General features: G+C 42.1%; 16 protein-coding genes and 3 tRNA genes. 10 read left to right on the top strand and 9 right to left on the bottom strand.

Features of this window, described 5'->3' with window-relative positions; all coding sequences use genetic code 11:
- Genes pilM through WC526_00420 form a run of 3 tightly spaced genes read right to left on the bottom strand, consistent with a single transcriptional unit; the run spans position 1 to position 3,987 of the window.
- Positions 1–1,110 (bottom strand): pilus assembly protein PilM, encoded by a 1,110-nt coding sequence (pilM, locus tag WC526_00430; protein MFA5061602.1) that lies wholly within the window; start codon positions 1,108–1,110, stop codon positions 1–3.
- Between the two features lie 14 nt (positions 1,111–1,124).
- Entirely contained in the window at positions 1,125–2,240 is a 1,116-nt protein-coding gene (locus tag WC526_00425) for a type II secretion system F family protein (GenBank protein ID MFA5061601.1), read from the bottom strand.
- A 16-nt stretch (positions 2,241–2,256) separates the two neighbouring features.
- Positions 2,257–3,987: an ATPase, T2SS/T4P/T4SS family gene (locus tag WC526_00420; GenBank protein ID MFA5061600.1), complete on the bottom strand. Its 1,731-nt coding sequence runs from the start codon at positions 3,985–3,987 to the stop codon at positions 2,257–2,259.
- A gap of 132 nt (positions 3,988–4,119) precedes the next feature.
- On the opposite strand from WC526_00420, the gene rpsF reads away from it, so the two are divergent.
- The 5 genes from rpsF (at position 4,120) to efp (ending at position 6,981) form a co-directional block, all read left to right on the top strand.
- On the top strand, positions 4,120–4,569 hold the full coding sequence (rpsF, locus tag WC526_00415) for a 30S ribosomal protein S6 (GenBank protein MFA5061599.1): 450 nt from the start codon (positions 4,120–4,122) through the stop codon (positions 4,567–4,569).
- 36 nt (positions 4,570–4,605) lie between these two features.
- Entirely contained in the window at positions 4,606–5,064 is a 459-nt protein-coding gene (locus WC526_00410) for a single-stranded DNA-binding protein (protein MFA5061598.1), read from the top strand.
- A 14-nt stretch (positions 5,065–5,078) separates the two neighbouring features.
- Positions 5,079–5,318, top strand: a complete 240-nt coding sequence (gene rpsR, locus WC526_00405; protein MFA5061597.1) for a 30S ribosomal protein S18 — start codon at positions 5,079–5,081, stop codon at positions 5,316–5,318.
- Positions 5,319–5,383: 65 nt separating this feature from the next.
- Positions 5,384–6,415 carry an EF-P lysine aminoacylase EpmA gene (gene epmA, locus WC526_00400; GenBank protein MFA5061596.1) on the top strand — a complete coding sequence of 344 codons (1,032 nt, stop codon included), beginning with the start codon at positions 5,384–5,386 and terminating at the stop codon, positions 6,413–6,415.
- 5 nt (positions 6,416–6,420) lie between these two features.
- A complete protein-coding gene (gene efp / locus WC526_00395; protein ID MFA5061595.1) occupies positions 6,421–6,981 on the top strand; it encodes an elongation factor P in 561 nt (186 codons plus the stop codon).
- Positions 6,982–7,070: 89 nt separating this feature from the next.
- Here the strand turns inward: efp and WC526_00390 are convergent, their stop codons facing one another.
- Positions 7,071–7,205, bottom strand: coding sequence for a hypothetical protein (locus WC526_00390; GenBank protein MFA5061594.1), 135 nt, complete (start codon positions 7,203–7,205; stop codon positions 7,071–7,073).
- A gap of 125 nt (positions 7,206–7,330) precedes the next feature.
- Here WC526_00390 and WC526_00385 point away from each other — a divergent pair.
- The 4 genes from WC526_00385 (at position 7,331) to WC526_00370 (ending at position 8,208) form a co-directional block, all read left to right on the top strand.
- Positions 7,331–7,402 (top strand) — tRNA-Gly (locus WC526_00385).
- A gap of 102 nt (positions 7,403–7,504) precedes the next feature.
- Entirely contained in the window at positions 7,505–8,032 is a 528-nt protein-coding gene (locus WC526_00380; GenBank protein MFA5061593.1) for a hypothetical protein, read from the top strand.
- A tRNA-Gly gene (locus WC526_00375) sits at positions 8,023–8,097 on the top strand. Before WC526_00380 ends, WC526_00375 begins: the two co-directional genes overlap by 10 nt.
- Before the next feature lie 38 nt (positions 8,098–8,135).
- Positions 8,136–8,208 (top strand) — tRNA-Met (locus tag WC526_00370).
- A 55-nt stretch (positions 8,209–8,263) separates the two neighbouring features.
- Here the strand turns inward: WC526_00370 and WC526_00365 are convergent.
- Positions 8,264–9,313: an AI-2E family transporter gene (locus WC526_00365; GenBank protein ID MFA5061592.1), complete on the bottom strand. Its 1,050-nt coding sequence runs from the start codon at positions 9,311–9,313 to the stop codon at positions 8,264–8,266.
- 35 nt (positions 9,314–9,348) lie between these two features.
- Positions 9,349–10,755, bottom strand: a complete 1,407-nt coding sequence (locus WC526_00360; GenBank protein MFA5061591.1) for a flippase — start codon at positions 10,753–10,755, stop codon at positions 9,349–9,351.
- Between the two features lie 56 nt (positions 10,756–10,811).
- Here WC526_00360 and WC526_00355 point away from each other — a divergent pair, with 56 nt between their 5' ends.
- The gene (locus WC526_00355) at positions 10,812–11,768 is read left to right on the top strand and encodes a SpoIID/LytB domain-containing protein (protein MFA5061590.1); all 957 of its coding nucleotides are present in this window, start codon (positions 10,812–10,814) and stop codon (positions 11,766–11,768) included.
- On the opposite strand, the gene WC526_00350 is transcribed toward WC526_00355, so the two are convergent.
- Genes WC526_00350 through ruvB form a run of 3 tightly spaced genes read right to left on the bottom strand, consistent with a single transcriptional unit; the run spans position 11,765 to position 13,597 of the window.
- Positions 11,765–12,322 (bottom strand): PH domain-containing protein, encoded by a 558-nt coding sequence (locus tag WC526_00350; GenBank protein ID MFA5061589.1) that lies wholly within the window; start codon positions 12,320–12,322, stop codon positions 11,765–11,767. The two genes, WC526_00355 and WC526_00350, sit on opposite strands and share 4 nt — an antisense overlap.
- Before the next feature lies 1 nt (position 12,323).
- Entirely contained in the window at positions 12,324–12,560 is a 237-nt protein-coding gene (locus WC526_00345; GenBank protein ID MFA5061588.1) for a hypothetical protein, read from the bottom strand.
- Positions 12,561–12,568: 8 nt separating this feature from the next.
- The gene (gene ruvB, locus WC526_00340; protein MFA5061587.1) at positions 12,569–13,597 is read right to left on the bottom strand and encodes a Holliday junction branch migration DNA helicase RuvB; all 1,029 of its coding nucleotides are present in this window, start codon (positions 13,595–13,597) and stop codon (positions 12,569–12,571) included.
- Position 13,598 lies beyond the last annotated feature (1 nt).

The following is a 13,598-nucleotide window of genomic DNA, read 5'->3' as shown; positions in this document are numbered from 1 at the left end:
TTATCTTATGGTTTTGGTTCCGTCTTCAAATGGATTTTTAGCCGCTTTTAGGGCCAGGCCTATGGAAGAGGCGAAGCCCAAGCTTTTTTCCTGATCAAAACTGTATAACCCCCGGTTGAACAGGTTTTTCCAAGGGTGGCCAGGGTGAGTCGCTATTTTTAATTTTCGCGAGACCAGGTTATCTATTCCTTTCCAATTGCTCATCCCGCCGCACATGGTAATATGGTTGATTTTATTCGGATTTTTGAAATGTTCTTTATAAAAAAGAAAATTTGTTTTGATTTCTTCTATTAAATTTTCAGCCAACTTAGAAACAATCGGCAGATATTTTGGATTTTTTTGGTCAAAAGCCAGGCCGTTATTAATCTTTAACACCTCGGCTTGATGGCGTTCAAGTTTTAAGCCCAATTCTACGGCTGAAGTTACCAGTTCGCCTGAAAATTTTAAGGTCGTTGAAAATTGTATGCTTTTGTTGTCGTATATAAGCAAACTTGATCTGGTGCCGCCAAGATCTAAAAGCGCTCTGGCTTCACCGGTATAATCTTTATCTTCCGTAATCATTGATCGGGCTATGGAAATGGCTTCTATTTCTAAAGCAATCGGATTAAGGCCCGCACTTTCAAGCAGGAACGTGTAGGAATCGGCAATCACTTTTGGCACGGCTCCAATTAAAATTTGAGCCGTATTTTCTTTTGTATCGGTATTAACTATTTGCCAATCCAAGTAGGTTTCTTCCAACTCAAAAGGCAGATGCTTTTTGGCTTGATAGGCAATATCCACCGAAGATAAATCAGTGCCGTCAATTTCAACTTCAATCAGCTTTAAAAAGGTTTTTGTTTCGGGCAAACTGGCCACCACCCAGGTTGATTTTATGGGTTTATATTTATGGTCGCCACGGCCGAGCAGAAACAACAATTTTTGTCGGACCGGTTCGGGTTGTTGAATCTCACCGTCAACAATCAGCCCCGGGGGGATGCTGGCGGAACGGATTTCTTTTAAAACATACCCGCATCTTTTATAAAACGGGCAAGGCAAAATTTGGACCAGTTTTATGGACAGATCTCCGATATTTATTCCAAAGGCACCGGCGAAGGGGTTACGGAGCAACATAAACTTAATCTTTTTTAAATATTTTGGGCCAATGAATACATTGGCATGATAACCGCCACAGCAATTCCAGCCACAGCCAAGCCGAGAATCAGGATGATCACCGGTTCAATTATAGTGGTGAAATTTTTCATGGTTGTGTCAACTTCGTTTCCATAGTATTCGGCCAGTTCTTTAAGCATATCTTCGGTTTGGCCGGACCGTTCGCCGACCATAATCATTTCTGTGACCATTGGCGGAAAGGTTTTGGGAAATCGCGCCAGAATTTCAGATAAGGTTTCGCCTTTTTTCAGGGATTCGGAAACATACAAAAGATTTTCTCTGTAAATTACATTGCCAAGCACTTCGGCGCAGATGCGCACCGCGTCAATAATTGGAATTGTGCTGGTCAGCAAAGAATTTAAAGTTAAGGTAAAACGCGCCAAATTTATTTTTTTGATAATCGGGCCGGCGACCGGAAGTTTTAAATTCATGGCATGAATAACCCTTTTAATTTTTGGTTTTTTCATTAACCAGATGGCAAGGATTATAAAAAGCACCAGGCCTATCAGCACCCAGACGCCATATTTTATGGTAAAGTCGGTAAAGGCGATTAAGATTCTGGTTGCGAGCGGCAGCTGCGCGTCAAATTCTTTAAACATGTCCATCATTTTCGGCAGAATAAAAAATACCACCTCAATACTGATGCCAACCATAGCCGCGACAATTACGGCCGGGTACATCATGGCTCCCATAATTTTTGAAGACAATTCATGGTTTTTTTTCATCTGTGTTGACACCTGGTCTAAAGCCATTTCCAGTTTGCCGGCGGTTTCTCCGGCTTCTATCATACTGACATAAATATGCGGAAAAACTTTTGGATACTGTGCCAAAACCTCGCTTAGTTGCTTGCCTTTTTCAACCCCGTCTTTGATTTCACTGATAATCGTTTTTAATTTTTTGTTGCCTATTTCTTCACTTAAGATTTTTAAAGCGTCAATTAGAGATAGCCCGGCTTTAACCATGGTTTTCATGTGGCTGATAAACAAAATTCTATCCACGATTGGCACTCTGGAAAGATGGTCACTGACCCATTTATTCAATTTTTGTTCAAACGGGGAAAGTTTTTTTGGTTTTTTAATTTTTCCGGCCATAATCGAAATGAGTGAATTATTCTTTGGTTACCCGCAGTATTTCACTGATGGTGGTGACGCCTGTTTTTGCCTTAATTAATCCGTCTTCAAGCATGGTAATCATACCTTTATCTCTGGCGTAATTTTTTATTTCTTCCGCGGTGGCGTGTGAATTAATCATTTTTATCAGCTCTTCGTCAATTTCTAAAATTTCATAAATGCCGACGCGTCCTTTAAAACCGCTTTGGCCGCAACGGTGGCAGCCGGCGCCGGTATAAAATTTGATTTTTTCCAAGTCATTTGAGGACTCCGCGTCTTTGCCGGTGATGTTGTCTTTAAAAAGAGTTGACATCTTTTTTACATCAAACACTTTTCCCAATTCAACGGCCGAGGCCTTGTCCAGCGTGAATTCTTTTTTGCAGTAGGTGCAGATCTTGCGCACCAAGCGCTGGGCCATGATGATGTTGGTGGTGTAAGCGACCAAAAATGGCGGCACGCCCATATCAATGAGGCGGGGAACGGTGGTTGGAGCGTCATTGGTGTGCAAGGTGGAAAGCACCAGGTGGCCGGTCATGGCCGCGTGGATGGCGATTTCAGCGGTTTCCTGGTCGCGGATTTCTCCGACCATGATGATATTCGGGTCTTGGCGCAGGAAGGCGCGCAGACCGGAGGCAAAAGTGAAACCGACTTTCGGATTGATCTGGCTTTGATTGACTCCGGGGAGACGATACTCAATTGGGTCTTCAATAGTTAAAATATTAACGCCCGGTTGATTTAAGATGCCCAGGATTGAATATAGAGTGGTAGTTTTACCTGATCCGGTTGGACCGGTAACCAGAATCATGCCATGCGGCTTTTTAATGGCCGCCTCAATAATGGTTCTTTGTTTTTCCAGGAAGCCAAGTTGGTCTAAACTTAGCGGTTTTGCGCCTTCGTGGAGCAAGCGCATGACGATTTTTTCACCGTCATAAACCGGAATTATGGAAATACGGAAAGCCAGTTTTTCATCCTGAATTTGAATCTTAAACCGGCCGTCTTGAGGGATCATGTGCTCGTCAATTTTTAGATTTGATAATATCTTGACTCTGGCGATTATGCCGTTTTGCACATTTTTTGGCAGGGTCATTATTTGTTTTAAAATGCCGTCTATCCGGTAGCGGACGGAGATTTCTTTTTCCGCCGGTTCAATGTGAATATCGGACGCGCCTTCATAGACGGCGTGTTCTAAAATACTGTTAACGATGTTTATGGTAGGGACTTCTTCGGCCGCTTTCTTTAAATCCTTACCGCTTTCACCGCCGCCGGTAGCATCTTGGATCACGCGCAGGTCTTCTTCAAGTTCGGCATGGTATCGGTGCAAGGCCTCTTTTAGATCGCCGGGAGGAGTGATGTATATTTTTGGTTCCAGGCCGGTTTTTCTATGCAAGAATTCTATGGTTTGGATGTCGGTAGGGTCGGTCATGGCCAATTTTAGCCCGTCTTTTTCTTTATCAAAAGCAACCACCTGGTGCGTGCCGGCAACCGGACCGGGGATAAGGTTCAAGATTTCTTTTTTTATTTCCCGGCCTTTTAAGCTGATAAACGGGATATCCAAATATTGCGCCGCTTTTTCATAGAGGTCCGCTTCATTGATTATGCCCTCGTTTATTAGTATATCTTCAAGGTTTTTGTGCGCTTGGGTGGCCTTGCCTTGGGCTGAACGAATGGCGGAGGCAGGCGCCAAACTGAATTTTTTTATGACATCTTTTAAAACGGTGGATGGGAGCATATAAAAATATTCTTATTCCCGCGAGGGCGGGAATATCTAGAAATATTATAGCACAAAACGGCTTAATCCCAAAGGTGTTGACTTTTTCTCAAATTATGATAAGATAGTCACACTAAAATATATAATATATCTATGAAGAAATACGAATTACTGTTAACTTTACCCGGCACGTTTGACGAAAAAGAAGCCGAACAACATGTGCAGGAGATTTTGGATATAATTAAAGCCGGCGCTCAAGACGTTGAAATCAACAATCTGGGCAAAATTCGCCTGGCTTATCCGATAAAGCAGATTCGCTACGGCTATTTTTATACCGTGGTCTTTAATGCCGAATCAGAGGTTGTTAAAAATATTGAAGAAAAATTATCACTGCGAACCGATGTTTTGCGCAGTATGGTGAGTTACTTCAAAACCAGCTTAACCGCCACCAAGAAAATTATGTATAGTACCAATGAGGTGGGGGTAACTACCATGAAGGAAATGGACGAACGCGTAGGAGCCGGTTCTGCAGCGGAATCCGACAAAAAAGTGAATTTAAAGGATATTGATACTAAATTGAACGAAATTTTAGATGAGGTGTAGTAGAATGGAGGAACTTAATCCTTAATTTTACGTAGTATGGATTTAAACAAGGCAATGTTAATCGGTCGGCTAACCCGCGATCCGGAGCTTCGCAGCACACCAAACGGTAAATCAGTGGCCACATTAAGCTTGGCCACCAACAGGTTCTGGGTAGATGCGAACAGTCAAAAACAAAAAGGTGTTGAATATCACAATATAGTTGTCTGGTCAAAATTGGCCGAAATCGCCAATCAGTATTTAAAGAAGGGCGCCAAGATATATATTGAAGGACGATTACAAACCCGGGAATGGACAGGCCAGGATGGCATCAAAAGATACAGAACAGAAATAATCGGGGAGAATTTAATTATGCTTGATTCCCGCGGAGCCGGCGCCGGAGGCGCGCCTACAGGAGTGGCCGGCGAACCCAGTGTTGAGCCGATTGGTGATCAAAGCCAAGGCGGCCCCCAAGAGGTAATTGAAGAAGAAGTAAAAGTTGAAGACATTCCATTTTAATAAAATAATAAATTATGCAACCTAATCCAAGAACAGTTCCAAACCAAAGAGAGACAGCCAAGCAGTGCTATTACTGCGTGAATAATAAATTGGTGATTGATTATAAAGACGTAAACACCCTGCGACGTTTTGTTTCTTCTTATATGAAAATAGCGCCCCGCCGAAGAAGCGGTCTGTGCGCCAAGCACCAACGGCAGGTGGCCAATGCGATTAAGCGCGCCAGACAGGCCTCACTGATTCCCTACGCCGCCTAAAACAAAGACAAGCCCCCCGACGTGATGTCGGGGGGATTTGATTTATACGCGCGAATGAAAAGCATATGTCAAACTGGCAGGATTTAAAAGACAATCCGCGACTGCAAAATATTTATAATACGCGAATTAAAATCATCAGATTAATCCGCGAATTTTTTTGGTCAAAGGACTTTATGGAAACCGATACGCCGCTCGCGGTTCGTTTCCCCGGACAGGAGCCGTATTTAAACCCCATGCCGATTACGATTCATGATCAGAGCGGCAAGGAAGAAAAATTTTATTTGCATACATCGCCGGAATTTTCAATGAAGAAACTGTTGGCTTCCGGTTACGGCAAAATTTTTCAGATAACCAAAACCTTCCGCGACTATGAAGAATTCGGCGGTTTGCACAACAGCGAATTCACCATGATTGAGTGGTACAGGTCGCCGGGGACTTATTTTGAGATCATGGATGATACTGAAAATTTGTTTAAATTTGTAGCGCAAAAATTGTCTGCCGCGCAAGCGGAATATAATGGCCGTAAAGTTGGTCTGACGGGCGAATGGGATAGGGTAACCATGAAAAGCATTTGGCAGAAATATGTCAATGTCAATCTGGATGATTATTTGGAAATTGAAAGTATGAGAAAATTGGCTGCCGCGCTCGGTTTTAATGTCAGCGAAGATGATGCCTATGAAGATTTATTTTTTAAGATTTTTTTAAATAAAATTGAACCGAATTTGGGAATTGATAAGCCGGTTTTTGTTTATGATTATCCGGCGCAAATGGCATCGCTCTCACGGCTCTGCGCGGACGATAAGCGCTACGCCGAAAGATTTGAATTATACATTGGCGGTGTGGAACTGGCCAACGCCTTTGGTGAACTCACTGATGCGGAAGATCAGAATTCGCGGCTGGAAACTGATAAAGAGCATAGAGCAAAATTGGGCAAAGAAATTTGGCCGGTTGACCCGGGTTTTATAGGCGCTTTAAGGTCGGGAATTCGTCCGGCAGGGGGTATTGCATTAGGCGTGGATCGTATGGTATTATTGTTTACCGGCGCACGGGATATAAATGAAGTGATTTTTCAAAGCGTAAGCGATCAAATAATTTAATTATTATGGCGGCAACATCCGAAATCAGAAAAGGAGTAGTCATTCGCCATCAGAGCGACTTGTTTGTGGTGGTTGAGTTTCAACACGTCAATCCGGGCAAGGGCGCGGCTTTTGTGCGCGTCCGGATGAAAAGTTTGGGCTCCGGGAAAGTGATTGAGTGGACTTATAAAACCAGTGAAAGCGTTGATATTGTGCAGGTGCAATTTCAAACCATGCAGTATTTATACAAAAGCGGAGACAATTTTGCCTTTATGGACATGGCGAGTTATGAGCAGATTGAAATGAACGGCGATTTGATCGGTGAGGAAGGCAAATATCTGAAAGAAGGCATTGATGTGGTGGTAGGACTCTATGAAGGCAGACCGGTGAGCATCCAGATTCCCAAGAAAATAAAATACAAGGTGGTGGAAGCGCCGCCGGCAGTCAAAGGCGACAGCGCCGCCGGCAATGTGACCAAAGAAATCACGCTTGATAATGGTTTAAAAATTCAGGCCCCGATATTTATAAAAGAAGGCGAAGAGATTTTGGTTAATACCGAAACCGGAGAATATTCGGCCCGCGCCTAAAATAATTTAAATACAAAAAAGGGGGAGAAAAAGTTTTTCGCCAAGGCATACGCCTAGTGCTCAAAACTTTTTCTCCCCCTTTTTAATTTTTACATGTTTTCTTCTTCCTCTTCGTCCGTGTCGGTTCCTGTGCCCGCCGTCTCTTCTGTATCCTCGCCCTCTTCTATGTCACCGCCGGTTAAATCTAAATCGTCGTCCCCCTCGAAATTATTATAAGTAAGCATATGGCTTGCTTAATTAATGATTAAAAACCTGACTCTAAATATATTATCTTATCTGAATTTATCAGTCAAGCGTCAAGTTGACTTTTTGTTAAAGATAAGATATAATTTGAATAAATTTCTTGAGCGCGGGTATAATATAACGGCTATTATTCGAGTTTTCCAAACTCGTGACACGGGTTCGACTCCCGTTACCCGCTCACTTTTGTTCACTTCCAATCTAAAATTTTATCAATTTTTTAGTTTTTCTTCATCTATACTTAGGTATAATAAAAATATTATAATTATTTTTATTTTTTATTATGAAGGAGGCAAATAAAGACAAGGCAAGGGAAAGAATGAAATTGGTAAATTTAAAAACCAAAGAAAGGAGACAAAAATTGTATAGTGAAATGCGTGAAGAGGCTATTCGGTTATATGACATTTATAGTAAGGAATCCTTGTTTCTTGAGGGACTAATGTTATATTGGGGAGAAGGTGACAATAAGCTTGAGAATGGAAAAATACGCGTGACAAATTCAAACCCTTTACTTATAAAGAATTTCCATATTTTTTTAAAGCATTACTTACCGCAAATATCAGCAAAGGCGAAGGTGTATTTGGTGTTATATCCTGATTTAAAAGAGAGTGGATGTAAAGATTGTTGGTCAAAAATAGTAGAATTACCGCTTGACAAATTCTTTAAAAGTCAGTATATTAAAGGTCATTCAGTTAAGCGAACCTTGCCGTTTGGCGTAGGAACAATAATAATTTCCAGTCGTTCCTATAAAGAAATGGTCATGCAGTGGTTGGAGCTTCGAAAAAAAGAAATATCTTTAGCGCGGGTGTAGCACAACGGTTAGTGCGTGTGCTTGCCAAGCATAAGACGAGGGTTCGATTCCCTTCACCCGCTCCAGACAGCGCAAAGCGCCGGCCGAAGGCCGAGCGAGCAACACCGGGGTAGAGCAATTGGCAGCTCGTCGGGCCCATAACCCGAAGGCTCCCGGTTCAAATCCGGGCCCCGGAACAAAACAGAACAAAAAAATCCCCACCATGGGGATTTTTTATTTTTCAAATTTCAATTAAGCATTTTTTTCCAGATCCGCTTTATAGTAATTCTCATATATCTCCCAGAAGGTCATTAGGAAAGCGGTGATGATCGGTCCGATAATAAATCCGGATAATCCAAAAACCACCAACCCGCCAAGGGTTGAAATAAAAATGAGCAGAGGATGCATCTGGATGTCTTTGCCGACCAGTATTGGCCGCAGAAGATTGTCTATCGTACTGACGATTAAAGTGCCAAAAGCAAGAATAAAAATACCCTGCCAAATGGCGCCCATAGTCAGCATTATGATGCCGGCCGGCAACCAAACAAAGTATGAACCGATTAGAATGGAAAAAGCGGTCATTACCAGTGTCCAGATAAGCGCGCCTTTAATTCCCGCGATATAAAACATCAGGCCTCCAAGCACCCCTTGGACTATTCCTAAAATCAAAGTTCCCTTTATGCTGGCGCGCGCCGTGGAGGTAAATTTGTCATAGAAAACAACCTCTTGTTTATCTCCAATTGGAGATAAATACATCAGTCGCCGTAATATCCTTTCTCCGTCGCGGGTAAAATAAAAGAGAGTATAAAGCATGATGACAAACATTATCAGGAAGGTGACGGAGTTTTCGGTTATGTTTTTTAAGCTGGTGAAGATATAGCTGGACAAAGATCCGGTTACATCAGAAATTTTTTGAATCCAGAAACTTTCATTTATATTTAATTTGTTTATCAGCGGGTTGCTTTGGATTGCACTGATGGCATTTTGGATGCTTGTTTGTATTTGTCCGGTTTTACTGCCGATTTCACCGTAAATATCAATTGATTCTTTTATTAATAAACTGCTGATTATGCTTAGTGGAATAAGAATGATAAAAAATACGATTACCAGAATTAAACCCGCGCTTAGATTGTTGGATTTAATTTTTTTTCTGATGCGCTCATAGAGTGGATGAAAGATGCTGGCAATTACTGCGGCCCAAAAAATGGGATAAAACAGCGGCCGAATCGTATAGACGAAGACAATAGTGACGATTGCCAGCACGGTGAAGAAAATTATACTTCTGATTTTTGAGAAATCCATAATAGGTATGAGTGAATAAATACATTAATATCTTATCACGGTTTTATAATTTCTGAAATGGTTTCTTTTGAGACAATTCTAAAAAGTAAGACGCAAGTCCCATAAATAGCGATGCCCAAGAGGGTTGAAATAAAAATATTTAAGGGCTGAAGCTTATAAATTGAAACGGCCATTATCAAGCTGGCCAAAACTATTTTGATAAAGGCGCCGAAGCGGGGCCAGAATTTTGAATAATATCCGGCTAAAAATAGGAGCGCCACGCCGGCGTAGAACTCGGAAAAAATAGTTGCCCAAGCCGCTCCATACATACCGAATCTTGGAATCAAAATAAAATAGGCGGCAGTGGTAAGTATGGCATCGGAAGCATAAATCCAGATTGCCTGTCTTTGCCGGTTGATAGCCAAGGCAATATAGCCGAAAATATTGCCGAAACAAAGCCCAAAAATCGCCACTGCCAAAAATTGTAAAATACCGCCGGCGCCGCTAAAATCTTGACCAGCGACTAGTCGCATAATCGGGGTGGCCAGCACAACTATTCCGGCCATCATCGGCATTAAAATTAGAAGTACAAGATCAAAACCGGCTTGGCATCTTTTAAAAAATTCATCTTTTAGATCGCGCGACCAGGCAAAGGTGATGATTGGCATCATTATTCCCATAATCATAGCTATGCTTTGGGTGACGATATCAAGCACGCGGTAAGCCGCCCCATAGAGACCGACATCGGTCTGCGGCGCATACAAAGGCAGGAGCACCCGGTCGCCTTGGAGATAAAAGGCATTAAAAATTACTGTCACTGCGGTCGGCCAAATTTTTACAAAAATTGCTTTGGAAATTATGGGGTCAAAATCAAACCCAACTCTCGGGCTTTTATAAAACAGATAAAGGCAGTTGGCTATTGAGGCAATAGTGACTATGGCCATAGCCGGCAAGAAGCCAAAACTGCCGATTGACACTAAAAATAAACCGGCCACTAACACAATTCTGCCTAAAATTTCACCAACCATCTGAACGATCATTTTTAAGTTGGCTTGGTAATAGCCGACAAAAATATTATTTAGGGAAATGCAGAAAAATGAAACGCTCATTATGGCAACCGCGATTTTTACCGGCGCCGGATAGGGGAAAAATAAAATGATCGCCGGCGCCAGCAATTGGAAAATTAAAGCGGTCAGAAAGCGCCAGGTGAAAAGGCAGTTGAGCAGTTTTTGTTTATCAAACCGCGGTTCGGAGAGCATGTTGGCCGTGGTCACGATAAAACCAAAGTCACTAAATATGCCGATGAATTGCAAAAATCCGGTTGCGGTAACGTACCAGCCGAATTTTTCCACGCCCAAAAAACGCGTCATGATGGCTATGGCCACCAGACCGAGAAGAGTGCTTATTGCTTTGCCGGCGATTTGGATGATTGTATTTTTGGCTATAGCCCTCTTTAAAGACATATTTTTGTTGGCTCCATTATACCATTAAAAGGTGTTTTGTGATATACTTTTCACATATGCAAAAAAAAGCAATAATTGTTATTTCCCTGCTATTAACCCTATTTTTGGCCAAAGTTTCAACAGTGAGCGCGGTTACTGATGCGCGCGCCTTGATTAATGAACCGAATATCCGGGTTAGGTTATACACCTCTGACAAACCGGTTAAGTTTGAGGCGGATTTTCCTTATAACATTTATAGCGGACAAGAAGTAAAAGGGATTTTGTATGCGGGGGAACCGGCCACGGTTTCTTTTAATGATGGTGTATATAATTTTGTCAGCACGGACTTAGATTTCAGTTCTTCAGACCCGATCAGATTTGTTCCCGATGAATTAACCTATTATTTTAAATTAACAAATTATACGCGCAAGGTCTCCGGTCGGGGCGGAATCAACTTCAATACTTATAGAGGCGTGATGGAATACAGGTATTCTCCCAAAAATGACATTCCTTACATTATAAATGAATTGCCGCTTGATGAGTATGTGGCCGGTGTGGCTGAAAGTGCAAATGATGTGGCGCCGGAATATGCCAAAGCACTGCTCGTGGCGGCCAGATCTTATGCTTACCAGATGATTGCCCCAACAACCGAAAAGCATTTATTTGATATTTATCCTACAACTGTGGACCAGATATATTTGGGCTATAACAGCGAGCTGGTTATGCCAAAAATTGTTCAGGCAGAACAGGACACATATGGCGAGATGGTTACATATAATGGCAATCCGGTTTTGACTCCGTATTTTGGCCATTCAAACGGACATACTCTTGATTTTAAACCCATCAAAGGCGGTCAGAAGAGGCCATGGCTTAAAAGTGTTGTGGCTAAATATGACAAAGGTTTGAAATTGTGGGGACACGGCTTGGGTATGAGCACGCACGATGCCTCGCAAAGAGCGCTCAAAGACGGCTGGACCTATGAAGAAATACTAAAATATTATTACTCTAACACGGAAGTTGAGAAAATATACTAAGCGGATGCCGGCGGCTGGTTTTCGTGGAATTTCTTGTCTTCAGCCGCCAGGTCAAGAATAGTTTGGCGCAACTCATTTGGATGAGGCACGTTGCGGAAGACAAACCTGGCAATTGGGCCGGCTGTTTGCAGATTAATGTTTCCGTAATTAAAAATTGTTGGGAAGAATCCGGCAATTGTGGAAGTGGCATCTTGAATTTGGTACAGGTCAACTTCGGACACGGTACGCGCGAACAAACTTTTTTGTTCCATATCCAAAATTCGGTCATTAGTCACAATCCATAAATCCAAATGAAAGGACACGAAATAAGTATAGAAAAATAAAATGGTTGAAAGATAATAAATGCTGGTTAAAAGGATAGCCAAGACATGGTAGATAGGATTTTGCAAAAGCATTACTAAAGAGGAATTTATAACCAGCCAATAAAGACCAAGAGGAACGATTAAAAGCAGGAAAAATAGAAGTAAATAGGGGATGAAGGTTATCGGGTGCCTCCTGATTGTGCGTTCAATTTTTTCGTAAGATTTTTGACTGATCAATTGGCTGAGAGTCATATCAAACATTAAAATTTATAATAATTGGCTGGTTCCAATCTATATTTTGTAAGATATTCCAGGTCTCAAAAACAACAAATAAACTTAAGCAAATAATGATTAGGGTCACTATGAGTCCGGAAAAAGTAGTGGTGCCGGTTAGGACAATATGCAAGAGATTGGTGATAAAAAAAATCGCGAAAATAAATAAAAAGATAAAATAAATTATTAGAAATATATATAAGGGAATTGAAATCATAAATTTAATTAAAAAAGAGTTTGAGATTTAGGGGCGCCGTAGCCAAGATGCGTGTAGGCGGCCGGAGTGGCTCGCCGGCCTCGGGGCGTTCGTTCAAGGAATCCAATTTGCAAAAGGAATGGTTCGTAGATTGTCTCAATTGTGTCCATTTCTTCGCTAATGGCCGCGGAAAGCGTGTTTAGACCGGCCGGCCCGCCATTGAATTTTTGAATCAGGGTATTTAACAATCTGCGGTCTATTTCGTCCAAGCCGTAATGATCAATAGCCAGCATATTAAGTCCTTCGGAGGCAACTTTTTTATCTATTTTCCCGTTGAATTTTACCTGGGCAAAATCGCGTACGCGTTTAAGCAGGCGGTTGGCAATTCGCGGTGTCCGGCGGGCGCGTTGCGAAATGAGATCGGCCGCATCCGAGTTAATTTCCACATCCAGAATTTTTGCGTTACGCAAAAGGATTGTTTTTATATCATCTTCTTCATAAAAATCAAGATGAAAAGTATGGCCGAAGCGGTCGCGCAGAGGCGCTGATATAAGTCCGATTTTTGTGGTCGCGCCGATTAAAGTAAATCGGGAGAGTGGCATGCGTATTGTCCGGGCGGCCGGGCCTTTGCCGATGATAATATCCAAGGCGTAATCTTCTAAAGCGGGGTAGAGCACTTCTTCTATGGTTTTATTCAGTCGGTGAATTTCATCTATGAATAAAATTTCGCCGTCCTGCAGATTTGATAAAATGGCGGCCAGATCGCCAACTTTTTCCAAGGCCGGGCCTGATGTTACCCGAATATTGCTGTTCATTTCTTTGGCGATGATGTGAGCCAAAGTTGTCTTCCCCAAACCCGGATTTCCATAAAGGAGAATATGTTCCAACGGTTCCGAGCGTTTTTTTGTCGCCTGCATTGATATATGCAGGTTTTGTTTTAGTTGGTTTTGTCCGATAAAATCAGCCAGTTTTTGCGGACGCAAAGAAATATCTAAGATTGCCTCTTCGTTTTCAACTTCGGGCTGAACAACTCGTTCTGTATCTTCGCTTTGGTTCATA

This window comes from Patescibacteria group bacterium, from assembly GCA_041649475.1.
GTDB lineage: Bacteria > Patescibacteriota > Patescibacteriia > Magasanikbacterales > GWA2-37-8 > JBAZNA01.
The sequence above is the reverse complement of the archived record's forward strand: the minus strand, read 5'-3'. Positions and strand labels throughout refer to the sequence as shown.